Genomic DNA, 26,082 nt, shown 5'->3' on the forward strand with positions numbered 1-26,082 from the left:
GAATAATATACTATATAAGGATGATGAATTAAAAGTATTCATCGACTTTAATTAACATTTTTTTACAAAAACTTAAAAATCAATTTTTTGCCTAAGAGAGAGAATACACAAAATTATTTACACGCCCACTTTAAAATAAATTTTTAAAGTTGAGATTTTTTAGAGCTTTATAAGAGTGTTAAATCATCTCCTGGGTCGCTGTAATTATAGCATCAGTTTCTTCTTGAGCTAATATATATATCAATATCTTCCACAATATAGTCCTGTCCTGTGGAGTGAAGCACATCATAAAATGATTTGATATAGCCGAACACATTGTAGTCATTAAAAACTTTGAGTGCAGCTTTACCGGTCATATAATGGGCCTGCTTATAGCTTTCAAGACAAAATACTGTGAAATCAATAGTTCTATCCATGACTTATCACCTCACACCTGCGGAAATGTTATATTTCCGCTATTTCTTTCTTCTAAGAAAAGTTCAAATAATTTTTCCGTGCTGTACTGCCAAACCTTTGTTTCTTCTTGCTCCAAGGTTTCATACAGATGAGAAGAATAAAGATTTATAACACCATCCTTATCTGATAAATTTAATTCAGCCATAATTTTTTCTACAAGAGCAGAACATATGATGGGAAACACAACGTCAAATTTACTTTTCTCCATTACTTTTCCCTCCTAAATCTTCATAATGGTCAAATACGCAAAATCCCAATGATTTCTCCGTATGAAATAGTATCTGATTAAAAAGTTTCTCTACTTTCAATCGTTTTAAGGCTTCTTCTTTATCCAATACACCAGTTTCAAAAAGTTTTACAGTCAAATATACATTATCGTCAGCAACAGGGCCGATTACAACATCATATTCTTTTAGAATTTCTATTCCTCTGCGATTTACAGTGATAAAATCCAGCCATTTTTCATCAGCAGATATAAATTCTATTATATTAAGTTGCTTTCTTGCTTTTTCTATATCAAGGTTATATACTGATAAAAATTTTTTACCTGTATTGTTTCTTAAACTGACTTTTTCCGCCCAGCGATTCGCTTGTTCTTTATTGCTTGTAGTATAAAAGCCTATGCCAAAATCAAGCAGACGATTACTTTGTAAAATTTCTGGTCTTTCCACAACAGCATCACTGCCGTGATAGATATTCACTGTAATCCCTCCAATATCTTTGAGATTATTTTCTTCTCTTTCATAAGTGCAGATAGCATATTTTTATAATGCTTTCTCCTTTTTACTTGTTCTTCATTTTTGTTATCTTTTCTTTGTCTTTGTCTATATAATCGGTTATAATCTTTTTATCATTTCGATATTTCAAATAATAATATTCATTATTGCCTATTTTTTTAATGCTTAAGTTTCCTTTTGTCAGACCTTCTAACTCTTTCGTATAAGTCTCAATCATTTCCGCATTTCTCTTTTGTTCTTCGTATACAACACTCTCCATTATTTCATAATACCTTACCATGGGTCGCCTAACTTATAATATTATAACACATCCAGTAAAAAAAATTCTTCCTTAAGCAACGATTTCCTCTGAAATTAATTAGTTCCCTTTGTTGGACTAGAACCTGTAGTAAAGTAAATTTACTCTGCTAGTTACATGACACACTATACACTTAAGAAGGTGATAATGTAATATGAAGATTTTAATTTCAAATATATCTAATATACCCCTATACCAACAAATAAAAGACCAACTAAAAGATATTATTTTTAAAGGTGAGATGTCTGAGGGTGATCCACTTCCATCTATCAGAAATTTTGCCACTGATTTGAAAGTAAGCGTTCTTACTATTCGCCGTGTCTACAATGAATTAGAGCAAGAGGGCTTTATTACAAGTCAGGTGGGCATTGGCACTTTTATTTCTGCTGGTAAATTAGAACTACTTCGTGACTCTAAACGGCGCATTGTTGAACAAAAAATGCAGGACTTAATTCAAACAGCAAAGACGTTAAAAATTTCAAAAGAGGAATTAAATGAAATGATGAATATTTTATATGAGGAGGATGAACAATGAGCAATGTATTAGAAGTATCAGGATTAAATAAATCTTATGAGAAATTTGCTCTTTCTGATCTTAGTTTTTCTTTACAGGAAGATTGTATTACAGGTTTTATAGGTATTAACGGTGCAGGTAAAACAACCACTATACGGAGCATTCTTGGTCTCGTAATGAGAAATGCTGGTACTATCAAATTCTTTGGAAAGGATATGGATACGCACGAGTCTGAGTTAAAAAACCGTATTGGAGTTGTGCTGGATGATGGCTGCTTTTATGATGAATTAACCATGAAAGAAATGAAAAGCATTATTGCACCGCATATTCCAGGTGGAATGAACGAGATTACAAAGCCTATATGGAAGGTTTTTCACTTAATCCACGCCAGAAGATTTCAACACTTTCAAAAGGTATGCGTATGAAGTTCGCATTGACTTTGGCACTGTCCCATGAGGCAGACTTGCTTATTATGGACGAACCTACAAGTGGACTCGATCCCTTAATTCGAAACCAATTCATGAATATCTTGACAGATTATATGAAACAAGGTGGCAAAAGTGTTTTCTTTTCAACGCACATCACTTCAGATCTTGATAAAATTGCAGATATGATTATTCTTATTAACAATGGCAAAATCTTGTTCGAGGAAGAAAAGGATACATTGATGGATACCCATCGATTAGTAAAAGGTGATAGCAAGGACTTGACTGTTGAAACCAGAAAACTATTCTTAAATATTCAAGAAACAGGATTTGGATTTATGGGTATCACAAATAAGTTATCTCAAGTTCAAGAAAGCATAAAAGACATTTTGGTTGAAAGACCTAGCATAGAAGATATTATGCTGGGCTATGTGGAAGGAGGTGAAAAATAATGCTGTTACATCTTGTTAAAAAAGACTTCTTACTTGTAAAAAAATATTTACCACTTTTCGTGATTTTACCATTTGCTATACCCCTTCTTATAATGATACAAGCCTCCCACTTGACACAAGTATCCCAATTTTTGGGGCTTATTGCTTTTGTGTTATCCGTAATTTTTGCGGTGTTTATGTTGTATCAATATGTTTTGATGGCAGAAATGAAATACCCTAAAGCGGAAGCTCTGCTATGTTCTACGCCATATTCTCGCAGTGCTCTTGTAAAAGCAAGATATGCTTTTCTTCTATTGATCTTTGCTTATTGCTGTGTGGCATACAACTTACTCGCACTGCTATTTGCCAAAATTGAATATCTTACTCCATTCAGCTACCTTATTGCTCTGCTGATTTCAGTAATCTTATTTGGCGTATACACACCGCTGCAATATAAATTGGGCTTTGAAAAAACAAAGTATTTCTTCATGATATTAATCATGGGATCGCCATTTTCATTGACTTTATTAATAAAAGCCAATATCAAACTCGATTTTACGAGATTTTCTGCAATGCCTATGTTTGTCCAGTATCTGATACCGATTGTGGCTATAATTGCTATTCTCTTTATTTCTATGAAAGTATCTATAAAAATTTACTTGAAAAAAGAATTGATATAACTTATTTGTTTTGAGAAAGGAGAGATATCTATGCAAGCTTTGAAAGCACCAGTAGTAATATTATGTGTGCTGTTTCCCTTTGTGTATTTGACTTATAAGCACTTTAAAGATAACCAAAAAAAATAAAACATTACTGTAAAAATCAACTTAAACTTATATATAGCCTACCAAATTAGTAGCAGAGATTATCAGTAAACTTCTAATTCCTCTAAGGTGTCTGGCACCACGGCTATCAATCTACTATATAAAAAACATTGGAATATCTCAATATCCTACCCATTTTTAACTCAGTATATTTTCCTAATTCATCACAAGTAAAAACGCCACACAGTAAATTTACTATTTTTCTATTGTCATAACTATGATCTACCATAATTTATCATAAATATAAAGATTAGAGATATAAAATAATCACTATAGCAGCTTAAAATCTAAGTTACTATAGTGATTATTTGTTTATGCATCTTTAATATTCAATATATCCAACGCTATCATTTAAAAAATTCAGAAAAATATGGGCCATAAACTGATTTTCATAAATATCACTAAATTTTCCATGAAATTCTTTTCTACTTATCCCAATTTCTTCTTCTACAACCTCTGTAAACTGTGAAATATCTGCTTCAAAAATATATTTTTCTATTTCATTTACACTATAAAACAAATTTATACATAATTCTTCATCATACATTTTCCAATAGGCATTGAATTCACGGCAAAAATTTTTCAATTTGATTTTACACTCTTCTTCATTTAATTCCCAATATGTATTTAGTTCTGTAACAAACTTATCCATAATCTTAATATGAATATTTTCATCAAATTGATCATTAAATTCTTCAAGAATTACCTCAGAAGTTCCCAGGGTCACGTAAACTTCCTGCAAATCATTTAATACAAAGAAAAACCCAGTAGGAATATATATATATTGCAAAAACCCCAAAATGGCTTTTATGTCATTGTAAGAAGCCCAGTTACTATCTAATATATCTTTACTATAATTAATAAGTGTGGTATTTATAAATATAGAATTTTTTTTCATAGGCAAATCTAAGAATAAATTTTTCCAGAGGTTACGCTTTTCAAATATCAAACCTTCCCAATAGTATGAGTTATTATATTTGTACATTATATTATCTTGAATAAAACTCTATTACTAAAACTTCATTTACATCTATTGGGATTTCATTTTTTTCAGGCATTCTTATAAGTTTTCCAGCAAAATTTTCATAATCCTTTTCGATATAAGGTAAGGTAAATGTTTTAAGCTCTAAAAAACTTTCTGTAAATATTTCATTTTTTCTGTATTTCTCTTTTAATACAATATTGTCGGAAATCTTAACTTCAAAAGATGGAATATTTACCTTTTTACCATTTACCGTTATATGACCATGATTAACCATTTGCCTTGCCTGACGTATAGAGCTTGCAAATCCTATTCTATATACTATATTATCTAGTCTGCACTCTAAATATTTAACTAAAGCATCCCCTGTTATTTCCTTGCTTTTCATTGCTCTATTTATATATCTTGAAAATTGCTTTTCAAGCACACCATAATAGGATTTCAGCTTTTGTTTTTCTATAAGCTGAATACCATAATTTGATAACTGCTTACCACCTCTACTGCTTTCTTTTGTAGCTCTATTCATTGCTTTTGGATGTCCGTAAATATTTACGCCTAATCTTCTGCTTAATTTAAACCTTGGTGTTCTTATCTTTGCCATAAACTCCTCCATAAAATATATTATTTTGCCGCGATAATGCATTTATATTAAATTCATTATATCATATATTTTATCAATTGCAAATGATTTTCATTATCTTTTCAATTTTGTTCTTATCTACAAGTTAAGAGTATTATTCTTAATAGATTACGCACCACATCATATGAACATTACGACAATAAAAACACATAATTTATTACTAGACAAAACCCTCCATAGTATTTATCTATGGAGGGTTAAATTCATCATATTTCATTCTACTGAACCGTAAACCTGGTAACAGCTCTCTCATTAAAATAGCTGAATAACCTTAGATCCACAACACTTTTTATATTTTTTACCACTTCCACATATACAAGCGTCATTTCTTCCTATCTTAGGAGTAGAAGTATTATTATCTCCTGAATTTAATTCATTTAAAGTATATCCTTTTAATCTCCAAAGTCTAGTATTATTTATAAAACTGTTTATTTCTACTAATAATTTTTGAAGGTCATTTTCGCTTGCTTCTCTAAGTGTATCTAGGATATTTTCTATTACTTCTTCTTTTTCATTTTCTTGAATATCAGAATATAAATTAACTATAATCATTTCAATCTGTGAATCTTCTATTTTCCAATTATTCTTTAAATGCCTTTTGAATCTCATGCTTATTTTATTTTCAATTAAATATCCTTCATTGGCAGATTCAAGTAGTTCATCCTTTTTTATAATACAAAAATCACTATCACTTGAAATCTTCTCTCTTGTATTTATAATATTGACAACATCTTCTAGTGGCACCATTATACTATAGGCTATATTACCTTGTAATTTATACCCAGCATAATAATATGAACCACTTACAATTATTCCGTAAAAATCAGTTTCACCTAAAGAATAGTCAACATAATTATTAAGCATGCTTTTAAAATCATTTATAAGCACTACGCCATAGTTATAGGTCATTCCACAGAATAGCTTTACTAGTTCTGTATTTTTAGCGAGTTTTTTTCTATACTCCTCATTATCTAAGGATTTTATGGCATTTATTGTTTCATTTGGCATGATTAAATATACACCATCTTCTTTCATAGCTACAAATACAAATCCGCATTCTAAAAAATAATCTGGGTTTGATGTAAAATTATGATCTTCAAAAGATATATACCCATGTTTATCAGCTATATTTTTTAAAAATTCAAACCTTTCACTATCAATTAAATATAGCGCCTGCGTTATTTTCTCTTCATATACATCTAAAAGTCTTTTTACTAATTGCCCTTTATTAAGCTTAGATACCTTTGTAGTATTTAGCATAGATGTTATTTTTAATAATTCAGTTTTGGTATTACATTCTAATAATTCTCTTAAATCCTGTGTAAACTTACCTCTTTTTATTCTACTAAACATTGCATTTGCTTTATTTTCAATTTCTAAATCTATATTATTCATTATGCTATGTAAAATATAATCAAAATTTTCTTCATCATTATATGTATCAAAGTCATCATCCTCTATAAATGGAACTATATTCTTCTGCCCTTTTGTTTTAGCTTTTTTAAACTTAAAATTATTTCCTGGCAAGTACTTTTTTTCTGTATCTCTGCCTCCTTCATATCCACAAACTCCATCTCTAGGCGAATTTGTATATTCAGGTACATCTACCACATCATTATCTTCATCTATGCAATCTGCACAAAAAAATTTTTCTTCTTCATAATCAAAATACTCTGCCTTTTTATTGCAATTTGCACAAAAATTTTGTATTTCTTCATTTCTAGCTAATATTTCTATTTCACTATGTTTTTCCCCTGTTAAATACTCATCAATAACTTCAAGTTTTAATTTAGTAGTAGAACCGAAATCATAGTCATATCTAAATTTATCACCTACAGAAATTACCTGTCTCAATTTGAAATCCATTGTTTCGTCATTGAAAAAAAAATCAGAATCTTCCTCCACTGAAGAATCATAATTTACATCATCTATAATGAAACTACTTAAGTGTCCACAACATTCTAACCAAATATCTCTTAAAAAACTATCCAAATTCTTTAAAGTTGAATTTATATCTATAGCTATATATAAACAATACTCTTTTGCTCCATACTGTGGGACTATAGATAAAACATATTGACTCTTAGTTTTTTTAGAACTCTCCATTGCTTCTTTTATCTTTTCTTTTCTATCTTTACAACCTTTAACATGTCTTTTAACGGTTCTTTCTGATAATTCCTCATTGCAATAATAACATTTACCTTTCAAATCTTATCTTCTCCATTTCTTTTTCTTAAATTTAATAGCTGTTATGAATTATGCCCTAACTTTTTTAAATTTATAAACTTGTTATAAACACCCTTTCTAAATTATATATTTATTTTACCATACACAATTTCATTTGAAAATAAATTCTTAAGGACATTTCAGCTTGGCTCTTTATTGTTGTACAGTAGAATCCTTTCCCAAAATCTTTGTAGGGTCTGCATTTAGACATTTCCATTTTTTGAAAGGCGACAGGCCCCTTACACATTCATTTATGTGTGGGAGTTTCAGTTAAGGCTAAGGAATAAATATAAATACCACATTGAATATAAATCTCGAAAATAGTCTATAATTTAAATACCAATCTTTTTAAATGGTTAACAATTAAAAACACTACTGCACTTGGCTCCCCCTAAGTGCAGTAGTGCTTTTTTTATCTATAATTTACTTTAGGCTTAAATGCAAATTTCCCATTTTTTTCAAAGCGACAGGCACCTTACAGTATTTAGGATTTAGAGTAACTTAATTAGCTCTTCCAACTCCTGGGATAAAACTTTTGCAAGCGTAAAATCAGTATCTTTTAAAGCTAATTCTATTTTTGTTTCAACTAATTTTTTCTTTTGTTCAATTTCTAAATAGTCTACGCCAAAATGATTAGCATAAATCATCTTTCTAAATTTTCGCATACTCATTTTTCTAATTGTCTTATCTTCAATGATTAAAACAAAATCCATACAGTTTACTATAGAATAGAAATCATGAGAAATCATTAAAATGGCACCTTTATAGTTTTCTATGGCTTTTTCCAGTGCTATTTGTGAATAGGTGTCTAAATGACTTGTGGGTTCATCAAGAAGCAACATGTTTGCTTGACTAGCAGAAACTTTAGCCAATTGAAGCATATTTTTTTCTCCACCAGATAAAGACCCTATCTTTTGATTAATGGCTTCTTCTTCAAAACCATAGTTTGAAATATATGATTTAATCTCATCACAAGTTTTAAAACCAACACCGAAGAACTCTTCAAGTATGGTATTAGACTCATTTACTGTTTTGCCTTGAAGTTGAGATAAATAAGCCACTTCAACTTGCTGATTTATCTCAATTGCATCATGATTATTTTTAAAGATTTCTTGAAGCATTGTGGTTTTACCTGTACCATTTGGACCCACAATGGCTACTTTATCAGTAGATTTAATCTCAAAGTTAACATTTTCTAGAAGCATATCATCAAAGCTAACACTGTAATCATTAACTTTTAAAGCAATGGTTTCGACTATTTCATTATCTGTAACTAAACTGATATTGGGCTCTTTAATATCTACAAATGGTGATTTAATTCTACGTTTTTCTAATCTTTCTTGAATTTTAACTCTAGCATTTAGAGATTTGCCTTTAGAAGATTGATCATACTCAGTTGCTTGAAATCTTAGTTTTTTTATTAACTTTTCATTTCGCTCAAGTTCTTCATTATCATCAATAGCTAGTTCTTGCATTTCAATTTTAGTTTGAAGTAATGAGAAGTTATAATCAATATAGCTTCCAGCAAACTCTTGGAGTTCCATGTTTTCAAGGTGCAAAATTTTGTTAAAACAATGATTCAATATATATCTATTGTGCGTAATAATTAACATTATTCCTTTGTGCGAATTAATTAGATTTTTAAGTGCATTAAGGTTTTCAAAGTCTAAAAACACATCGGGTTCATCCATAATCATTAAATCTGGACTATTTAGCATTTCCTTAATTACTTGAATAAGCTTGAATTCGCCACCACTAAGCTCAGATATCATTAAATCTTTATACTTAATTAAGTTTGCAAGATTTAGGCTTTTATTAATTTTGTTTTCGAAATCATCCCCATTAATTGCATCAAATGCGTCTAAAGTTTGTTGATACTTTTCTAGTAGTGAATCAATATCAGTCGATGTTTCCATTTCACTGCAAATAGATGTTATTTCATTTTGTAGTTTAATAAATTCTTCCCCTATATATTCGAAAACTGTAATCTCTTTTGTTTCGCCCTGTTGTGAGAATTGACTTACGTACCCAATTCTACAATTTGGCTGTATCTCGAGCTCACCATCGAACATATATTTTTCTGGATCCATAATTATATCTATCAGTGTACTTTTTCCGCTGCCATTTGTTCCTATAAAAGCACAATGATCTCCAGCTTCTAATGTAAATGAAATGTTATTATATAGATCCTTTTGCGGAAATGAGTAGGACAAATTATCAACTTTTATCATTTTTATTACCTCTCTTTATCACTAAAAAAGAGCCTATAAGAATAAGCTCTTCAATATATTTTGTTCTCAATTGCAATTTTACACTTGATTTTTATGTAGCAAAGACATTCTACTAAGTTTACCCTTGATAGCATAACATTTTTTACGACTAAGTTCAATCATTTCATATTAACGCCATTTCAGAAGGAAAGTCTCCCACTTCTATAAGTTGGAGTTACATGCTATAACAAATAGAAAGCTTTGGCAATTTTGATAACTTTAATATTCTACTTGACTCAAATACAGAATTGAATGGGATAATAGAAATTGAATCAAACATATTTTATAACATATCAATTGTTATTTTATGGTATTAAATGGTACAATATATTTATGATTCTTTAACAAAAAAATAAGAACAGCCAATTTGATTTGAAAGATATAATATGGAAGACCCAAATATTATGGAGGCGATTTTTATGAGTCGAGAAAAACGACTAAAAATGAAAAAGGTCACTTTAGACCATCTGGAGCAATACAATCAATTACTTCGGTATGTTTTTCAAGTGACCAATGATGAATTATACCGGATAGGTTGGGAAGAAAAGGATATGGTTCATGCCAAATCTCCGGTGCTGGAACAGGCCGATGTTCTAGGGTGGTTTGATGGAGAAAAACTAGTGTCCCAAGTGGCTGTATATCCATTTCAAGTGAGAATATTCAATAGAACTTATGATATGGGTGGACTTACCGGGGTAGGCACTTTTCCCGAATACTCTAGTCAGGGATTGATGCATAAACTGTTACTTCAGGCACTTACGAATATGCGTGAAAGAAAACAGTCTATTTCCTATCTGTATCCTTATTCTATTCCTTATTATAGGAGGAAAGGATGGGAAATCATTTCAGATAAAATAACATTTGAAGTGAATGATTATCAGCTGCCCAAAAACAAACAGGTTTCGGGTGAGGTTGAACGTGTCGATACAGACAGCGATGATGTGAAAGCGACTTATGAGCGTTTTGCCAATCAAAGCCATGGGGCTATGCTGCGCAATGATTTAGCTTGGAACGAATATTGGCGCTGGGATTATGACGACCTGACTGCTGCAATTTATTATAATGAAAATAAAGAGCCGGATGGGTATGTCCTTTACTGGATTGCAGATGAAGTGTTTCATATTAAAGATATGATTTTCATCAATGAAGAAGCTCGCAGTGGACTATGGAATTTTATCAGCGCACATTTTTCCATGATTTCAAAGGTTATAGGAAATATCCATACGGATGAGCCGTTGGCCTTTCTGTTGGAGGATGCCGACATTAAGGAAACCATTTCCCCTTATTACATGGCTCGCATTGTGGATTTAGAGCAGTTTATTAAACTCTATCCCTTCAAGCCTGACAACCAAGAGCGTGTATGGATGTTTACGCTTGACGATCCACTTCTCTCATGTAACCAAGGCACCTTCACCCTACGTATCCACCCCAATGGAAAGGGCGAGGTAATACGCACGGGAGAGCGCTGTAGCTCACGGATCGATATCCAAACCATGACAACCATGTTGCTTGGATATAAGCGCCCTGATTATCTTCATAAGATTGGACGCCTTTCATGCAGTCCGGAAATCGTTGATATGCTTGAGGACTCCATTGAACAACAAACCCCTTATTTCTCAGATTACTTTTAACCGCCTGTTATCTCTCCAATATAAAATATATGAGAAGTTATAATCAATATATCTTCCATCAAACTCTTGGAGTTCCATGTTTTCAAGGTGCAGAATTTTGTTAACACAATGATTCAATAGATATCTGTTGTGCGTAATAATTAACATTATTCCAATGCGCGAATTAATTACTTGAATAAGCTTGAATAATTTAGGCTTTTATTAATGTTGTTTTCGAAATCATCTCGATTAATTGCATCAAATGCGTCTAAACTTTGTTGGTACTTTTCTAGTGAAGAATCAATACAGAACTATGAACACAACCTAATCCATAAGATGTACAATATCAATTACTTCTTAGCTTCTTCCATTGTATTGTAAATCTCCTGCACTGTTGATTTTGTTGCAATTTATGTAGTAATTGAGCGAAATAAGGACTATAATCAAACAATATCCTTATTTCACCCAATTAAAGTCAATAGTACGTTTAAAAAATACTTATTAATTTTATTGTGCAACAAAATTACCACTTCAAAATACGAAAAATGGCAAATTAAGATAGAGTAGTGATTCCACTTCTATCATTTAGTTTGCAACGTTATAACTATATTATAGATGGAGGTGCATTATGAAAGGTACGGTTATTAATACGTGGATAAGGACATGTACACGATTATATGGAATAGAATGTGTAGATAATGCTTTAATTGGAGCTGGACTTCAAAAGGATAGAAAGTTTTTGCCACTTGAAAATGTTGATGACAGTATTATAAATAAGATAATTAGTGAGATTGCTAAAAATAACCATCTTAAGGTTCATGAATTGTGGAGAATAATAGGTATTGATAATATTAAAACATTTACAATTGATTATCCTTCGTTTTTTAAACATGAGAGGCTTTACACCTTTTTAAAGTCAATGTATGATATACATATTAATGTCATAAGAATGATTCCTGGATCAAAACCTCCAATACTAAATCTTGAACCAATTTCAAGAAGAGAAGCTATATTTAGTTATAGTTCAAAACGTGGTATGTTTGATTATTTTCAAGGTATGATTGAAGGAGCTAGTATCCATTTTAAAGAGAAGATTGTCATTAAAGAAATTTCCAGATCCAGCACTGAACTGAAATTAAGTCTTGTGTTTGAACATGATATACAAATAAAAAAAATATATAGGATTAACAAATTAATGAGCCTTGGTTTTATAAGAGATGTTGGAGTTAAAGTTTCGATTCTTTCTTCATTTATTTCAGCAATTCTAATTTCCGGAGTATATTTTGTAGTAAAGGATTCAATTGTATATACCTATATTTTAAGTATTTTAAGTATATTTTTATCAACATTTACAGCAAATTACTTGCTTAATAGGCCAATAAACATAATAATAAGTGATGTCAAGAAACTTAAGGAGAATGATTTTGTTAATAAATTGAGTATTGTTACCGGTGATTCCTATGAAAAACTTTATGAGCTTATTCGAGAACATAAGGAAATAGTTACAACTGACTTCGTAGGTTTTAGAAGCATATCCGACGAAATTACTACCTTTAGTAGAGATGTAAATGCTATAGCAGTTAAAATGAATAGTACATCGGATGAAATCGCTCATATTGTAGAACAGGTGGCATCAGCAGCAATTCTTCAAACTGATGAAATTGAAAGTTCGGTTTATATGCTTAATAGAAGTGTTGAATCTATTAAAAATGTTGCATATAGCGAAAATGAAAATAAAAAAGAACTTGAATCTGCTGTTATTAAAATTGAAGAAAGTTATAAAAACACTAAGACTACTTCTGATAAATTAAATGATATGCTTGTTAGCTTTGGAAACGTTAAAAATAATAGCGTAGAACTTCAAAATAGAGCAAATGGAATTACTGAAATAGTATCCTTAGTCTCATCAATAGCAGGACAAACTAATTTACTTGCATTAAATGCATCTATTGAGGCAGCAAGAGCAGGGGAGGCTGGAAAGGGTTTTTCAGTTGTAGCTGATGAAGTTAGAAAGCTTGCAGAACAATCACAGAATGCAGTTGATAATATTACTGCAAGCCTAGGTGAATTTATAGGTGAAGTTGATAATGTTGTATGGGATATAGAAAAACAATTTGATATACTAAAAGAAGAAAATGTTAAATTGAATATTGCAGTTAACTATAGTAGTGATGCAAATGACAAGATTAAAACAGTTGCTGAAAAGATGGTGGAAACCTCTAAAAAACTTGGGGAAGAAACCCATGAAATCTCTAATGTTTATAGTAAGGTTGAATCATTAGTGGCTATTGCTGAAGAAAATACCGCAGCTTCGGAGGAAGTAAGTTCTAATGTTGTTAGTTATACGGATCAACTTAAAAAACTTATAAATGATATAACCCAATTCCAAAAGCTTTCTGAACAATTTGGTAAGGATATCGGTAAATATAATATCTAAAATAATAGTTACAAATCAATTGAAAAATAATTAACAAAGGAATTTATTCGAATTCCTTTGTTAATTATAATAATTTTTTAGTTTATACTTATATATTATTTACCAAATAACCCTTGAGCACCTTATGCTGCGCTTTATGGCCTCTAAATTGGTGCTCTCTTCTTATTTTTTGCTGGTTTCTTAGTTAGTACTTTGTCTCAGCATATATCTTTAATGTATTTTTCATTGTTTTCCTTACTGATAACGTAACATCATATGAATTCCCACTATACTCTACATTAATTTTATCATCTTTTATAAATACCCTCATTCCCTCCACAGAAAACCCCTCTATATGCAGACCTACAAATAACAGCTCAGCATCATTGCCAGAAGGTTGTGAATTCATGACACGTTAAATGCATTGCCAACTTTTTTCATCACCTCAAAATTACCTAAATATGTAAAAAAATCTATATTTCCGAGAAAAAATTAAATATCTAACAAAAGCATTCAGAAAGTACTGAAAATTACGAATATATATATAACTTGCAGATTTGTTTTTAATAGAGACAACACCTCCTTATAAAGTTAGTATTTGCAGTAACAACTAGATATTTGAATAGACATAAATTAAAGGAGACTACACTATGAAAACCAAACTAGAATATTCGAAAAAAATTATTGTATGCCAATACTTAGCTTTTGGAATTATATTTGGATTTTTATTCCCTATTTCTGCTATTATTTTTGAGCTTATAACAAACAATCTCAATTTAACAATAGCCAATTTATTATTTATACATATAAATAATAAATTACTATTAATGATTGATACAGCCCCAATATTTTTAGGCATATTTTCGCTAATAGCAGGAATTATAAGAGCTAAATTAGAAGTGATTAATAACGAATTAGAGCAACAATCACTATATGATGATTTAACCCAAATATATAACAGGAGATATGGATATAAGTTGCTAAATAAGTATATATCAAACGTAAAGAACTTAGATGAAAAAATTGGAGTAATGTTTTTAGATATTGACAGATTTAAAACAATTAATGATACTATGGGCCATCATATAGGTGATGAGTTATTAAAATCTATTGCAAATAGAATATTATTAATGCTAACAAATGATGAGGTTATTGTACGACTTGGTGGAGATGAATTTATGATTATTATTAAAGGCGTTAATTATATTGAAGATATAATTTCTATTACACAAAGGACAATTAAACTATTTGATGAGCCTTTTAATCTTTTAAATAATTATTTCAATATAAAAAGTAGCATAGGTATAGCGATATTCCCCCAACATGGAAAGGATATAGAAACCCTTTTAAAGCATGCGGATATTGCCATGTACGAATGTAAAAAAAATAAAAAAAGTAAATTTGAAATATTTAATGAAAAAATGTTAAACAACTTAAATGAAAAATTTCAAATAGAACACGAATTGTATAATGCTTTAAAAAGAAATGAACTGTTTTTAGTATATCAACCTATTGTAAATGCTGAAACCAATAAAATTACTGCTACTGAAGCATTGTTACGATGGAATAGTCCTGTATTAGGAATGATTTCACCTGCTATATTTATTCCAATAGCCGAAAGTACAAACTTAATTATAGATATAGGCAAATGGTGTTTAGAAGAAGCTTGCAAACAAAATAAGTTATGGCAAGAAAACGGATTCGAACATATTTATATTTCTGTTAATGTTTCTGGCAATCAAATTAAGCAACCAGAATTTGTAGATATGGTTAAAAATATTCTAAGCCAAACTGAGCTTAATCCAAAGTATTTAAAATTAGAACTAACTGAGAGCGTATCCATGGAAAATGTACAAGAATCTAAGGTTGTTTTTAAGCAATTAAAGGATTTAGGAATAAGGATTTCATTAGATGATTTTGGTACCGGTTATTCATCATTTTCTGAATTAAAATCTTTATTCGTAGATACATTAAAAATTGATAAGTCATTTGTTGACGATATTCATTTAAACTTCAATAACACACAAATTGTAGCTGCTATTATTTCAATAGGTAAGATTTTAAATTTAAATATTATAATTGAAGGTGTTGAAACCATAGAACAATTAAATCTTTTAAAAAAATATGGTAACATTGAGATTCAAGGATATATATTTAGTAAACCCGTTAAGCCAGAGGAGATTGAAAAATTTTTCAAAGCTCCTGTAATAGCTACATCTCAAGCAAATTAATAAAAGATTGCTTTTTAAAAACATTAGGAATATAATCTTATCTAAGGATAACTTTTATTAATCGAAAATGAAAACTAGCAACTAATAGCTAGCAATTTAAACTAAGGGGATGTATAAAATGAACGAAACAATAAAATTAATTCAAGATCATAGATCTATAAGATCTTATTTAGATAAAGATATATCGGAAGAGGTTTTAGACCAAATTCTTAAATCTGCTCAAGCCATGCCAAGTTCTATAAATGCTCAGCAAACTTCTATAGTTGTAGTTAGAGATAAAGAGAAGAAAAAGAAATTGGCCCATTTAGCTGGAGACCAAAAATGGATTGATGACTCTTCAGTATTTTTAATTTTCGTTATGGATTTCTACAAAACAAATTTAGCTGGTGAAAAAACAGGTAATCCACAAGTAATTCATGAAAGCATGGAAGGAACTCTTGCTGGTAGCTTTGATGCTGGAATCGCTATGGGAGGTACTATCATAGCTGCTGAATCTTTGGGCATAGGAATTGTTCCCATTGGAGGAATTAGACAGAGTCCTGATGAAGTAATTGAATTATTAGAATTACCAAAATACACTTACCCTGTTGCGGGGCTTGCATTAGGTTATCCTTCGGATAATTCAAAGCAAAAACCAAGAATGCCTTTTGAAACTTTCAAACATAATGAAAAATATAATACTGAAATATTAAAGCCTGCCATTGATAAATATGACATAGAAATGGCGGCTTATTTAAAAGAAATTGGTAGAGAAGCTCAAGAAGGAAATTGGAGCATACTAACTTCAAATATATATAAATCTGTTTACTTTCCAAAAGTATATGCTTCAATTAAGACTCAAGGATTTAAAAACGATAAATAAAAAGTAAGGATCAAAAACAGTGCCTAATAATACTATTGAATCAATAATAGAAAATTATAATTCTAGTTAAATTTAATAAATATATTGTTAAATTTAACTAGAATTTAGTTAAGTTATTTACTAATAGGTGCAGTAGGCCTGTTTTTTATAGTTAAGACTAATTAGATTGTTATAAGCATTTTAACATTACCCAGGGAATTTTCCCAAAATTTTTGTACGGTCTACATTATTTAAAGATTCTATTTTAGTGTATTATTATTATTATTATTATGAATAACACTGTATCTATAAAGAAAATTTTTGTTAAAAAAGAAGATGCAATAGTGTATCTTCTTTTTTAACGATCTTTATGTTGAATAACCCAACTTACAGCAGTATTTAATAAGTCATCCATATCCCTAATTTTTCTAATCTCTATACGTTCCCTATAATTATTTTAAAAATATAACCAAGCTTAATCTTGAAAGAATGTATAATAACTTCCCTTTTCGACATGGACTATGCTATCAAAACCTTTCATAATCGGCAAAAAAGTAGCAAGTTTAGTTATCATACTAAAATTATTAGCATTATTATGGCTGGATTGTGTCATGTTTTATGCCTCCTCTGTTTGGGTATTTACACTACTATCACAAATTGTATATTTATAACCTAAAATATTGTGATATAATTATAAAGCATTAAAAGCTGATGAAGAATAAGGATTGAATTAAATAAATTAAAAGAGAATGCTATCTTCAATAAAAAGAATAGTGGAGGAGGAATAATGTGACATATTCATATAAATGCACAAATGAGGATTGCAAAAATATCGTTGGATTCGATGTTGAAGCATCTATAAATGATAAACCATTAGAAACGTGTAAAATATGCGGCAGTAAGGTTAGTAGGGTTTTTAAGTCAGTAGCAGTTAGCTTAAATTTCCCAGGTTCATATAACAATACAAGAAAATAGTATAAGACATGTTTATCAAAATACTACGCCTAATGATATATCTAAATTAGTAAAGAATGGACGGACTTACTACCGCTGGAAGTCCGTATTCTCTTGCGACAACTGCCCCATGAGTCATCATTCCCCCAACTTCTGTGACAAGTCCCTTGATACTTACAAATACCGGTGTCCAGCTAGGATCAGTAAAAGTAGTAACCAAAATATCCCCTTCCTCGATATTTGCATCTTCGATTATTAGTATTATCCTTGCTCTGCCTTCAATTATGCCTGCTGATACAGGTACCCCTGCCAAAGCACCTTCTGGGATCTTGCTTATGTCGTATTGACTGGATATAATTTCTCCATCGGATGTAATTACACGAGGAGGTGTAAGCTTCTCGTAAATCTCATAGTCTTCTTTTCTTTTCTGTATAATACTGTAATCCAATTTGTTGGCTTTAATAACCTCTCTCAATTCTTCATATTCAAGATAGAATATATCACCTGGTTCCTTTATAAGCCCCTGTAATACTAACCTTTCAGCCTCTTTCATAATAACTTTCTTAATAACCCACTCGTACCAGATTAAGGTATACTTGTTGAACTCACGGTAACCTGCATAATTACGAAGAACACTGATAGCTCTCTTCGCCTTTTTAGCTTTTGCTCTGCCACCTGAAAGCTTTTGAAGCCTACTTAAAATATCCTGCTCCTTCTCTTTAGCTTCCCTTAGTCCCTGCTCAAATTTAGTTTCATGAGCATTAGAAGGATAAACCTTAATATTACCAAGGATCAGTGGAACCAATATTGTTGGTCTTTCATTCCATCTAGTCCTGCTTATGTCTATTTCCGCAGAGCAGCGCATGCCGTATTTCTTCAGAAATTCTCTTATTGCATCACGTGCTTCAATTCCTCCTGGAAGTTTTACAAGGTCCTCAAAAAAGGTTTCATCCTTAGGATGCTCTAAATATTTAATTACCTCTGGATACTTTCTTACTACATCTGATACATCCAAAAGCTCAAGTCCCATTTCTGAGGTAACATTATTAGATACAGACTGTGCAAGAGTATCCGCTAGATTTTTTTCCCCTAGCCATTTTTCAAGCTTCTTATTAATCCAGCTAGTTGCATAAGCTCCCGAAAAAACAACTCCGTAGGTATCCATCATATTGTCCTTTACTCGAGCCATGCTCTTCTCAATAAAATCAAAAAGCTCATTACCTGAAATCTTCTGTGACTGCTGCTCTAAATCCGACATCATAGCTCTGCTTCTTGACATAAAGTATTCTGGAATAGATGGATCATTTTTCCTGTAGTATTCTATAGTTTTAATAAGCCAGTAGGAAATGAGTTTTACTGGAACCATTGCCTTTTTCGATTTATAAAGATTTTTCATAATATCATCACGTTTTAAAACATTGTAAAATGCATTCTGCATAAGAACATCTACGGATTTCATCCCTTTAACAAAGGACTTCCTCATAATAGGTGATCGTAATTCATTTGATGAATCCACATATATTCTTCCACCTGCATAGTACATTGGTGTATCTACCATCATCTTAAATAAAACCGCAAAGAAAGTCATGCTTAATGGAGACATTGCCTCTGTCATCATCTGGCGGTGGCCAAAGGAAAAGAATACATGAGTTTTATCATCCGCTACGATTGGTGCAGGGTATAAAGTAGTAATAGGACGACTTTGGACAATGTAAATCTTATTTTCATACAAGCACCACTCTATATCCTGTGGGCGGCGAAAATACTTTTCTATTTTCCTGCCTATTTGTTCAAGCTGTAAAATCTGCTGGTCTGTCAGTGTTTGATCATTCTGCTAATCCGCATCAATCTCTCTCTCTGCTCAGTCCCTCCCTTAGGAATGCCATAAATGGCTACCTTCTTAGTAGATATCTTTTTATCTATAATTTTGCCTGCCTTCGCTTTATAGATATCCGCATTCACAAGGCCGGACACTAGTGCTTCCCCAAGGCCAAAGCTTGCATCTATAAAGGTGACCTTACTGTTGCCACTTATAGGATCTGCAGTAAACATAATTCCTGAAGCCACTGGGAAAACCATCTTTTGGATAACCACTGAAAGATATACCCTGCGATGGTCAAAGTTATTCTGAATACGATAAATCACTGCTCTATCTGTAAAAAGTGATGCCCAGCACTTGCTCACGTGGTGAAGAATATCATCTTTTCCTATAATATTTAAATAGGTATCCTGCTGCCCTGCAAAGGAGGCCAGAGGTAAATCTTCAGCAGTAGCACTTGAACGAACAGCATAGGCGTTCTTTTCACCAAACTTTTTAATAAATGCTGTTATCCCTTCATCTATATCCTTTGGAATAGTGATTCCTTCAATACCTTACATGCCCTACAAATATTCTTCTCTGTAAAAGTTACTTTTAAGCATATCCAAGCATTCATTAAATTCTTCAATCATGTTATCAAAATTTTCATTAACTTCCTTCATCATAGTACCGCCACATAAATTAATCAAATATAGGTATAATGCTTTTTTTGTTCCAAAATAATGAAATACCATAGCCTTTGAGATTCCCCCAGCAACGGCAATATCGCTTATGGATGCCTTTTTATAGCCATTAGCGCCAAAAGTTCTAAGAGCAGCATCTATAATCATGTTTTGTTTCTCTATGGGTAAACTTAAAAACTTCTTCAATTGGCCTTTTTATTACTAATATTGCGACTCATTTTTTCTTAATTAAGACTTAATGACTATTTATTTGTCTTGTGAAAACTTATTAACCTTAAATAAAATGAAGGTACACATTATAACATTTTTTATGTTGTATAATAGTATTGTAGAGAGACAACATATAGTATAAAGACTTAATTCCGAGGAGGTTCATTATGGAAAATGAAAAAAAGGAGTTGTCACCAGTACAACGTGAAGAACTACTCAGAGCATTGAAATCCCGTTTTGAAAAAAACACGAACCGCCATATGGGTATTGAATGGGCTAAAGTAGAAGCAAAGTTGGTGGCTAATACTGAACGGCTGTGGTCACTCAATGAAATGGAAAGAACTGACGGTGAACCAGATGTTGTTGGTCATGATAATAAGACGGGCGAATACATTTTTTATGATTGTTCAGCGGAAAGTCCTAAAGGCCGCAGAAGTGTTTGTTACGACCACGAAGCGCTAGAGTCAAGGAAAGAAAATAAACCAAAAAATAGCGCTATTGATATGACGGATGCTATGGCTATCGAGCTTTTAACGGAAGAACAATATCGAGAGCTGCAGAAACTTGGAAATTTCGATACGAAAACATCGAGCTGGTTAAAAACACCTTCTGAGATTAGAAAACTCGGTGGTGCCATATTTGCTGATTTCCGCTACGGCAATGTCTTCGTGTATCATAATGGTGTGGAATCTTACTATGGATCCAGGGGAGTTCGTGGCTCACTCAGGGTCTAAATTTTGTACAAACAACGAAGTATAGTGCTCCTTGTTGCACGTTACAAAGACAAATCTTTTCTAAACCCTTAATTTAAAATAAAGTTGCAATTAGGGGATAAGGTAGTTATAAGGGAATAACAAATGTCGTGAGATTATGGTTCACGACATATATAGCTTATGGCTTTTAATTTTATAGTTTAATAACTAAAGAAAAAAGTAGCACAGGCCAATGGGAATATTTGCTTTAGTCTTATAAGTAAACGACTATTTCTTCTAAAGTCTTTCTAACCTTTTTAAAATCTTTTGGCTCAGCATAACCAATAGGTAACATATATTTCTAAATTCTTTTAATATTTTTTTAAAATATCATATTTTCAAGCTTTTTCTAATGGACATTCTATATACATCATCTCACAAGCTTCAATATTAACGACGAAAAAACCACTGAATTAAATATATTTCAGCAGTTTTCCTCCCTGGCTAGAAACCTTCTCTTTCAACTATGTCTCCATCAATACCAATATCACCAAATTCATTTTCAATCAATACAACTTTTTCATTTTCATAGGCTTTTAATAAGCTTTTTATTAAAGTTGTTTTTCCTGATCCAAGAAATCCTGAAACTACATCTATTTTTATCATTTTTTCACCTCAATTAAAAGCTTATTTTACACTAACCATTGAACTTATATTCCTCTCTTTACGTAATCTGTCATAGTTTTTAGATTATCTATGGATGTTGCCATGCTAAGGCCACATACTGGTGAAACTATGTCCACACCTGAATCAATGCAATTTTTAGTTATGGAAATTATCTTATCTTTTTCTCCAGTATGGAGAAGCTGTGTACTTACATTTCCCATAAGTCTTCCCTTTAGCAGTGATTTCCCTTGCATACTCCATAAGATAATTGTTAATAAATTTAAAGAAACTATAGACTCTTTCCGGGTCTTTTCTTAGCATCTTTAAAATCACTAATGGATCTACTGCAGAGGTAGCAGTGCTAATATGCCCCATTATATTACCTATAACCGGCACACTACTATTTTTTAATTCACCAATTGCATTTAGAACTACATTCATTCTATTTTCATTTTTAGGTATTACAGAGTAATCTTTCATTATCTGTTCCAAAGGACTACTATTGTACTCTATTACTCTTTCTTCTATTAGTTTATTTCCTATTTGCACCTTAGCACCTATTGGCTCTGCTTCAGCTATCATTGCAAAGGGAACTCCATAATTTTCAAAACCTGTCCCAGTATAAATTTTTCTAGAAGCCCTTGCCATAGTCTTATAATCTAAATTATGATTACCTTCTATGTCCTCTAATATTTCAGTGGTGCAAGCACTCATCATTCCACCAGGACAAATCACAGGTGTTCTATCAACGTCTTTTCCCTTGAGTATCCTTAATAATCTTTCTTTTTCATTCAAAATTACACACCTTCATTATATTCATATACGCCATAAGTTCTTACTGCATCCATCATGTATTGTATGTTTTCAAAAGGAACTTTATTTGATGTTTCACAGCCTGTTGCAAGAATAAAACCTGGAGTATACCCCTTCATTGTTTCGATTGATTGTCTACATATATCAAAAATACTTTCCTTAGCCCCAAACAATAATTCATCTGCTGGATCAATATTTCCAAGTATAACTGCTCTCCCAGCTACTTTTTCTCTTGCAATGCCCAAATCACATTTATCTATGCTGATAATATCCGACCCAGTATCAGTCATTAAATCAACTATTTTATGAGTTTTCCCACATATATGAAGAGGTACTGCAGATCCTAGTTCATGAGAAAGGTCTATCAATTCTTTAATGTATGGAAACGCAAATTGTTTAAACATTTTTGCACTAAACAAGCTTCCTGATGCAATTGGTTCTAATATAATTGGAATTGCACCATGTGCGATAATTTCTCTGATAAGATTCTTACAACTATCCGTTGACATCCTTAGTAGCGAATGACAAAGTTCAGGATTTGCATAGGTGTCTCTTGCAAAGTCCTCTACGCCTCTTAAAGTTGCTGCTGTGGAAACTGGGCCTGAAAAACATACTGATAAAAATACTTGGTCTGCAATTTCCTTATTTAAAATATCGAGTGCTTCATAATAAACTGGAAACTTTCCATCGTTCTTTTCTGCAACGTGAATTTTATCTAAATCCTCTTTAGAGTTAATAATTGGAACCTCACAATTTGCTGGCTCATCTTCTGAATATTGAAGTGGTGCTCCCATAGCTTCCGCCACATAGGAACAGTTTGTAAATAAATATACCAAATCGTACCTGAATCTATTAAAAGCTGCAATATGTGATCTTGCCATCACTTCTCCGTTTTCTTGATGCTCCTTAACTGTTTTACCAATAAGATGCGCTGTATTTGCAGTCACTATGGGCATACATAACATTCTATCTAAAGGTTTTCCAGTTAGAAATGCTCCTAGTCTTTCCTTTGGAGTTAATATATCTTCTCTAAACTTCGCTATGCTCCCACCCCTACTAATTCTTTTGCTTTTCTAACTGCTTCGTTTGCATCATTTGTATATAAATCTGCACCTATCATTTCTGCATAACGCGAGGAGATTGGTCCTCCACCTATCATTATTTTATATTTTTCCCTAATGTTTCTTTCTTTCAATCTGTCTGTAACTGTTTTCATTCCATCCATTGTAGTGGTCATTAAAGTTGACATACAGATGATATCGCTATTTACCTCTTCAGCCTTTTCAATAAAGCTTTCCAGTTTAACATCTCTTCCTAGATCATAAACCTCAAATCCTGATGCTTCCATCATAATTTTTACAAGGTTTTTACCAATATCATGAGTGTCTCCCTCTATTACACCGATAACTATCTTAATCGCTTTTCCCATTGAACTTTTATCAATGAAAGGTTTTACAAGCTCAAGTCCAGAGTTAAATGCATCAGAGCACATTAAAACCTCTGGCAGAAAATATTCTTCCTCTTCATAAAGCCTACCTACCTCATTCATACCAGGTATAAGTGCGGATATTACGGTTTCATAAGCAGGTATGTTTAGTTCCAAGGATTTTTTACATAACTCTACTACCTTTGCTTCTTCCATTTCGACTAATTGAGTAATAATTTCTTTAAATAAAAGTTCTTTGTTCATCAAAACTCCTCCGATCATATAATTATTGACTATAATTGTATTCGATAAAAAAATCAAATCAACAACTATAGGCAATTAAAATAAGTACCCTTTTTACTATTTGTTTTTATATTAAGACTATAATAAAAGGTCAAGACTTTTTATTACAAAGAAATAAAAAGAGCCCCCAAAGGCTCTTATTTATATATATTCCCTATTTAATTCTTTTTTTTGAAATCATATCCACTATAAACACTATTACACCTATTACTAGTAAAATATGTATCAAACCGCCGCCAATACTAAATACTAATCCTAAAACCCAAAAGAATACTACAATTGCACCTATAAAACTTAGAATACCCATCTAAAACGCATCCTTTCTTATATTAATTTACTATTACATTAGCAAATATTTCTTTTAATTCTCCAAAAAATCTCTTAACTAAAAAATACCCACAAATTTAAGTATTATTATTATTACAACAACTCCACCAATTAATGCTAACATACAATCACACTCCTTATTATTTGATAATCAATCCTATATATTTATTATCACCTTTTGAAATTTCGTTCAAAGTTACTTATGTTCTCTTATTTTTTATTTAATGTATCATTAAATTTGTCTTCAATCTTATCTTTGGTTTTATCAATTTTTTCCTTTAAATCACCTTTTAGGTATTGAAGTCTTCCTTTAAGCTCCATCGCTTTGCTATCTGAGGCTTTACCAGCAGTCTCCTTAATCTTTCCTACAACCTTATCTTTTACATTTTCAACTTTATTATTTAAATTAGACATCTTACACCTCCATTTTATTTTATCTAATATGGATATAAAATATATTCAAATTTATGAAATTTTTCTATAATTTAGAATGTCTAATTATATTATACCACATATCCCTCAGTTTTTCAACAATTTTCGACATTTTTTTCGATTAAATTAAACTAATAAGTTGTTATTCCTATTGTTTAATTTTATAACTGGCATTTCTTTGTCCAATTTAATGAAGTTTTTTCACTAATTTTTAATTCTATAAACTTTTAATAATGTTTAGAAAATTTTAAGCATTTGTATCCAACTGTAGAAATGTAAAGTTCTCTCTTGCTAATAGAAATATTTACTTTTAATTCAACCGCAGAATTCATGGCACGTGTGGTTTTTGCTACACGTGGGTTGATATTTTTTATCAATATCACCTTCTCATATGCTGCGATTTCCAAATTTACAACCCAGCCTCTTGTTGTAATTTCATCACAAGCAACGCTTACAACAAATGTATTAAGTAACTTTTTAAAACCAAAATCATCATGCACATGTTCTTTATCATATCTTGTTCATTTCCTTCACGCTTTGTTCCGTACATAAGGAAATTAATATATTCTATAGATACAAAATTATTAAAAGCTACTGCATTACAATGAGGTAAATAATTTGTATCCGCCTTATTTAAATCGTAATAAAAGTAGCCTCACTACCTAAAAGAAAAAAGACTTGCTTTCACACAAAACTTATCATACGTCTAAACGAAAAGAGGATAACTGCAACACAAGTCGCAGTTATCCTTAGTCCACTTTCAACATTTTTTCATCTAAATGTATTGTATCTATAAATTCCAAACTGTCTATAGGTAGTTTCCCCCGCTTTTCTTTAAAAGTTCAAATGCATCATA

Annotated in this window: 27 protein-coding genes and 4 pseudogenes; 9 read left to right on the plus strand and 22 right to left on the minus strand. The window is 31.3% G+C overall.

Translation table 11 applies throughout. The features are described 5' to 3' along the window. Positions 1-212 precede the first annotated feature (212 nt). The 4 genes from Ctaglu_RS16115 to Ctaglu_RS16130 form a co-directional block, all read right to left on the minus strand. A complete protein-coding gene (locus tag Ctaglu_RS16115) occupies positions 213-416 on the minus strand; it encodes a DUF3791 domain-containing protein (RefSeq protein WP_125003536.1) in 204 nt (67 codons plus the stop codon). A gap of 11 nt (positions 417-427) precedes the next feature. Next, complete coding sequence (locus Ctaglu_RS16120; RefSeq protein ID WP_125003538.1) at positions 428-664, minus strand: hypothetical protein; 237 nt, start codon at positions 662-664, stop codon at positions 428-430. Then, positions 651-1,157 (minus strand): DUF3990 domain-containing protein, encoded by a 507-nt coding sequence (locus tag Ctaglu_RS16125; protein ID WP_164948310.1) that lies wholly within the window; start codon positions 1,155-1,157, stop codon positions 651-653. Before Ctaglu_RS16125 ends, Ctaglu_RS16120 begins: the two co-directional genes overlap by 14 nt. Before the next feature lie 82 nt (positions 1,158-1,239). Continuing rightward, on the minus strand, positions 1,240-1,452 hold the full coding sequence (locus Ctaglu_RS16130) for a DUF6788 family protein (RefSeq protein WP_207669485.1): 213 nt from the start codon (positions 1,450-1,452) through the stop codon (positions 1,240-1,242). A gap of 193 nt (positions 1,453-1,645) precedes the next feature. On the opposite strand from Ctaglu_RS16130, the gene Ctaglu_RS16135 reads away from it, so the two are divergent. The 3 genes and pseudogenes from Ctaglu_RS16135 (at position 1,646) to Ctaglu_RS16145 (ending at position 3,541) form a co-directional block, all read left to right on the plus strand. After that, positions 1,646-2,026, plus strand: coding sequence for a GntR family transcriptional regulator (locus Ctaglu_RS16135; RefSeq protein WP_125003544.1), 381 nt, complete (start codon positions 1,646-1,648; stop codon positions 2,024-2,026). Continuing rightward, a pseudogene (locus tag Ctaglu_RS26610) lies at positions 2,023-2,882 on the plus strand (ABC transporter ATP-binding protein). The gene Ctaglu_RS16135 and the pseudogene Ctaglu_RS26610 overlap by 4 nt, the downstream one beginning before the upstream one ends. Next, complete coding sequence (locus Ctaglu_RS16145; protein ID WP_125003546.1) at positions 2,882-3,541, plus strand: ABC-2 transporter permease; 660 nt, start codon at positions 2,882-2,884, stop codon at positions 3,539-3,541. The pseudogene Ctaglu_RS26610 and the gene Ctaglu_RS16145 overlap by 1 nt, the downstream one beginning before the upstream one ends. 466 nt (positions 3,542-4,007) lie before the next feature. Here Ctaglu_RS16145 and Ctaglu_RS16150 read toward each other — a convergent pair whose 3' ends face one another. From Ctaglu_RS16150 to Ctaglu_RS16170, 5 genes are all read right to left on the minus strand, one after another. Beyond that, positions 4,008-4,634 carry a hypothetical protein gene (locus Ctaglu_RS16150; protein ID WP_207669486.1) on the minus strand — a complete coding sequence of 209 codons (627 nt, stop codon included), beginning with the start codon at positions 4,632-4,634 and terminating at the stop codon, positions 4,008-4,010. Between the two features lie 40 nt (positions 4,635-4,674). Beyond that, entirely contained in the window at positions 4,675-5,268 is a 594-nt protein-coding gene (rpsD, locus tag Ctaglu_RS16155; protein WP_125003550.1) for a 30S ribosomal protein S4, read from the minus strand. A 291-nt stretch (positions 5,269-5,559) separates the two neighbouring features. Then, complete coding sequence (locus tag Ctaglu_RS16160; protein WP_125003552.1) at positions 5,560-7,515, minus strand: SEC-C metal-binding domain-containing protein; 1,956 nt, start codon at positions 7,513-7,515, stop codon at positions 5,560-5,562. 109 nt (positions 7,516-7,624) lie between these two features. After that, on the minus strand, positions 7,625-7,780 hold the full coding sequence (locus Ctaglu_RS26220; RefSeq protein WP_125003554.1) for a DUF3990 domain-containing protein: 156 nt from the start codon (positions 7,778-7,780) through the stop codon (positions 7,625-7,627). 244 nt (positions 7,781-8,024) lie between these two features. Further along, on the minus strand, positions 8,025-9,764 hold the full coding sequence (locus Ctaglu_RS16170; protein ID WP_125003556.1) for an ABC-F family ATP-binding cassette domain-containing protein: 1,740 nt from the start codon (positions 9,762-9,764) through the stop codon (positions 8,025-8,027). A gap of 458 nt (positions 9,765-10,222) precedes the next feature. Here Ctaglu_RS16170 and Ctaglu_RS16175 point away from each other — a divergent pair, with 458 nt between their 5' ends. Next, a complete protein-coding gene (locus tag Ctaglu_RS16175) occupies positions 10,223-11,434 on the plus strand; it encodes a GNAT family N-acetyltransferase (protein ID WP_125003558.1) in 1,212 nt (403 codons plus the stop codon). A 24-nt stretch (positions 11,435-11,458) separates the two neighbouring features. Here Ctaglu_RS16175 and Ctaglu_RS25965 read toward each other — a convergent pair. Next, positions 11,459-11,718: pseudogene (locus tag Ctaglu_RS25965) on the minus strand (ABC transporter ATP-binding protein); the annotation flags it as partial. A gap of 323 nt (positions 11,719-12,041) precedes the next feature. On the opposite strand from Ctaglu_RS25965, the gene Ctaglu_RS16185 reads away from it, so the two are divergent. After that, complete coding sequence (locus Ctaglu_RS16185) at positions 12,042-13,850, plus strand: heme NO-binding domain-containing protein (RefSeq protein WP_125003560.1); 1,809 nt, start codon at positions 12,042-12,044, stop codon at positions 13,848-13,850. A 184-nt stretch (positions 13,851-14,034) separates the two neighbouring features. On the opposite strand, the gene Ctaglu_RS16190 is transcribed toward Ctaglu_RS16185, so the two are convergent. Further along, positions 14,035-14,238, minus strand: coding sequence for a hypothetical protein (locus Ctaglu_RS16190; RefSeq protein WP_125003562.1), 204 nt, complete (start codon positions 14,236-14,238; stop codon positions 14,035-14,037). 241 nt (positions 14,239-14,479) lie between these two features. Between Ctaglu_RS16190 and Ctaglu_RS16195 the strand changes: the two genes are divergently transcribed. Next, positions 14,480-16,060 carry a putative bifunctional diguanylate cyclase/phosphodiesterase gene (locus Ctaglu_RS16195; RefSeq protein ID WP_125003564.1) on the plus strand — a complete coding sequence of 527 codons (1,581 nt, stop codon included), beginning with the start codon at positions 14,480-14,482 and terminating at the stop codon, positions 16,058-16,060. Between the two features lie 118 nt (positions 16,061-16,178). Further along, positions 16,179-16,922 carry an NADPH-dependent oxidoreductase gene (locus Ctaglu_RS16200; RefSeq protein ID WP_125003566.1) on the plus strand — a complete coding sequence of 248 codons (744 nt, stop codon included), beginning with the start codon at positions 16,179-16,181 and terminating at the stop codon, positions 16,920-16,922. 454 nt (positions 16,923-17,376) lie between these two features. On the opposite strand, the gene Ctaglu_RS25265 is transcribed toward Ctaglu_RS16200, so the two are convergent. Next, positions 17,377-17,514 (minus strand): hypothetical protein, encoded by a 138-nt coding sequence (locus tag Ctaglu_RS25265; protein ID WP_164948328.1) that lies wholly within the window; start codon positions 17,512-17,514, stop codon positions 17,377-17,379. A gap of 176 nt (positions 17,515-17,690) precedes the next feature. Here Ctaglu_RS25265 and Ctaglu_RS16205 point away from each other — a divergent pair, with 176 nt between their 5' ends. After that, positions 17,691-17,876: an FmdB family zinc ribbon protein gene (locus Ctaglu_RS16205; protein WP_125003568.1), complete on the plus strand. Its 186-nt coding sequence runs from the start codon at positions 17,691-17,693 to the stop codon at positions 17,874-17,876. Between the two features lie 64 nt (positions 17,877-17,940). Here the strand turns inward: Ctaglu_RS16205 and ppsA are convergent. Then, positions 17,941-20,225: pseudogene (ppsA, locus tag Ctaglu_RS16210) on the minus strand (phosphoenolpyruvate synthase); the annotation flags it as partial. Between the two features lie 60 nt (positions 20,226-20,285). After that, a pseudogene (locus tag Ctaglu_RS16215) lies at positions 20,286-20,543 on the minus strand (TetR/AcrR family transcriptional regulator); the annotation flags it as partial. Between the two features lie 191 nt (positions 20,544-20,734). Between Ctaglu_RS16215 and Ctaglu_RS16220 the strand changes: the two are divergent. Next, on the plus strand, positions 20,735-21,301 hold the full coding sequence (locus tag Ctaglu_RS16220; RefSeq protein WP_125003572.1) for a DUF4256 domain-containing protein: 567 nt from the start codon (positions 20,735-20,737) through the stop codon (positions 21,299-21,301). 462 nt (positions 21,302-21,763) lie between these two features. Here the strand turns inward: Ctaglu_RS16220 and Ctaglu_RS16225 are convergent, their stop codons facing one another. The 8 genes from Ctaglu_RS16225 to Ctaglu_RS16255 all read right to left on the minus strand — a co-directional run bounded on the left by Ctaglu_RS16225 (position 21,764) and on the right by Ctaglu_RS16255 (position 25,726). Further along, on the minus strand, positions 21,764-21,925 hold the full coding sequence (locus tag Ctaglu_RS16225; protein ID WP_125003573.1) for a GTP-binding protein: 162 nt from the start codon (positions 21,923-21,925) through the stop codon (positions 21,764-21,766). A 44-nt stretch (positions 21,926-21,969) separates the two neighbouring features. Further along, positions 21,970-22,146, minus strand: coding sequence for a uroporphyrinogen decarboxylase family protein (locus Ctaglu_RS25970; RefSeq protein WP_233439819.1), 177 nt, complete (start codon positions 22,144-22,146; stop codon positions 21,970-21,972). After that, a complete protein-coding gene (locus Ctaglu_RS16230) occupies positions 22,100-22,720 on the minus strand; it encodes a uroporphyrinogen decarboxylase family protein (protein WP_233439821.1) in 621 nt (206 codons plus the stop codon). The genes Ctaglu_RS25970 and Ctaglu_RS16230 overlap by 47 nt, the downstream gene beginning before the upstream one ends. A 2-nt stretch (positions 22,721-22,722) precedes the next feature. Beyond that, positions 22,723-23,799 carry a uroporphyrinogen decarboxylase family protein gene (locus tag Ctaglu_RS16235; protein ID WP_307720502.1) on the minus strand — a complete coding sequence of 359 codons (1,077 nt, stop codon included), beginning with the start codon at positions 23,797-23,799 and terminating at the stop codon, positions 22,723-22,725. Continuing rightward, a complete protein-coding gene (locus Ctaglu_RS16240) occupies positions 23,778-24,428 on the minus strand; it encodes a cobalamin B12-binding domain-containing protein (protein ID WP_125003577.1) in 651 nt (216 codons plus the stop codon). Before Ctaglu_RS16240 ends, Ctaglu_RS16235 begins: the two co-directional genes overlap by 22 nt. Before the next feature lie 193 nt (positions 24,429-24,621). Further along, positions 24,622-24,774 (minus strand): lmo0937 family membrane protein, encoded by a 153-nt coding sequence (locus tag Ctaglu_RS16245; RefSeq protein WP_125003579.1) that lies wholly within the window; start codon positions 24,772-24,774, stop codon positions 24,622-24,624. 230 nt (positions 24,775-25,004) lie between these two features. Beyond that, positions 25,005-25,208 carry a CsbD family protein gene (locus tag Ctaglu_RS16250; RefSeq protein ID WP_125003581.1) on the minus strand — a complete coding sequence of 68 codons (204 nt, stop codon included), beginning with the start codon at positions 25,206-25,208 and terminating at the stop codon, positions 25,005-25,007. A gap of 245 nt (positions 25,209-25,453) precedes the next feature. After that, positions 25,454-25,726, minus strand: coding sequence for a hypothetical protein (locus Ctaglu_RS16255; protein ID WP_125003583.1), 273 nt, complete (start codon positions 25,724-25,726; stop codon positions 25,454-25,456). Positions 25,727-26,082: the final 356 nt, after the last annotated feature.

This window comes from Clostridium tagluense (assembly GCF_003865095.1).
GTDB lineage: Bacteria > Bacillota > Clostridia > Clostridiales > Clostridiaceae > Clostridium_AD > Clostridium_AD tagluense.

Coding starts and splice junctions, on each gene's coding strand:
- Ctaglu_RS16225 (WP_125003573.1), bottom strand. CDS start 21,925: ATGATAAAAATAGATGTAGTTTCAGGATTTCTTGGATCAGGAAAAACA.
- Ctaglu_RS16175 (WP_125003558.1), top strand. CDS start 10,223: ATGAGTCGAGAAAAACGACTAAAAATGAAAAAGGTCACTTTAGACCAT.
- Ctaglu_RS16130 (WP_207669485.1), bottom strand. CDS start 1,452: ATGGAGAGTGTTGTATACGAAGAACAAAAGAGAAATGCGGAAATGATT.
- Ctaglu_RS16185 (WP_125003560.1), top strand. CDS start 12,042: ATGAAAGGTACGGTTATTAATACGTGGATAAGGACATGTACACGATTA.
- Ctaglu_RS16170 (WP_125003556.1), bottom strand. CDS start 9,764: ATGATAAAAGTTGATAATTTGTCCTACTCATTTCCGCAAAAGGATCTA.
- Ctaglu_RS16145 (WP_125003546.1), top strand. CDS start 2,882: ATGCTGTTACATCTTGTTAAAAAAGACTTCTTACTTGTAAAAAAATAT.
- Ctaglu_RS16190 (WP_125003562.1), bottom strand. CDS start 14,238: ATGAATTCACAACCTTCTGGCAATGATGCTGAGCTGTTATTTGTAGGT.
- Ctaglu_RS16250 (WP_125003581.1), bottom strand. CDS start 25,208: ATGTCTAATTTAAATAATAAAGTTGAAAATGTAAAAGATAAGGTTGTA.
- Ctaglu_RS16135 (WP_125003544.1), top strand. CDS start 1,646: ATGAAGATTTTAATTTCAAATATATCTAATATACCCCTATACCAACAA.
- Ctaglu_RS16115 (WP_125003536.1), bottom strand. CDS start 416: ATGGATAGAACTATTGATTTCACAGTATTTTGTCTTGAAAGCTATAAG.
- Ctaglu_RS25970 (WP_233439819.1), bottom strand. CDS start 22,146: ATGGGAAATGTAAGTACACAGCTTCTCCATACTGGAGAAAAAGATAAG.
- Ctaglu_RS16245 (WP_125003579.1), bottom strand. CDS start 24,774: ATGGGTATTCTAAGTTTTATAGGTGCAATTGTAGTATTCTTTTGGGTT.
- Ctaglu_RS16195 (WP_125003564.1), top strand. CDS start 14,480: ATGAAAACCAAACTAGAATATTCGAAAAAAATTATTGTATGCCAATAC.
- Ctaglu_RS16120 (WP_125003538.1), bottom strand. CDS start 664: ATGGAGAAAAGTAAATTTGACGTTGTGTTTCCCATCATATGTTCTGCT.
- Ctaglu_RS16220 (WP_125003572.1), top strand. CDS start 20,735: ATGGAAAATGAAAAAAAGGAGTTGTCACCAGTACAACGTGAAGAACTA.
- Ctaglu_RS16200 (WP_125003566.1), top strand. CDS start 16,179: ATGAACGAAACAATAAAATTAATTCAAGATCATAGATCTATAAGATCT.
- Ctaglu_RS25265 (WP_164948328.1), bottom strand. CDS start 17,514: ATGACACAATCCAGCCATAATAATGCTAATAATTTTAGTATGATAACT.
- Ctaglu_RS16240 (WP_125003577.1), bottom strand. CDS start 24,428: ATGAACAAAGAACTTTTATTTAAAGAAATTATTACTCAATTAGTCGAA.
- Ctaglu_RS26220 (WP_125003554.1), bottom strand. CDS start 7,780: ATGTGTAAGGGGCCTGTCGCCTTTCAAAAAATGGAAATGTCTAAATGC.
- rpsD (WP_125003550.1), bottom strand. CDS start 5,268: ATGGCAAAGATAAGAACACCAAGGTTTAAATTAAGCAGAAGATTAGGC.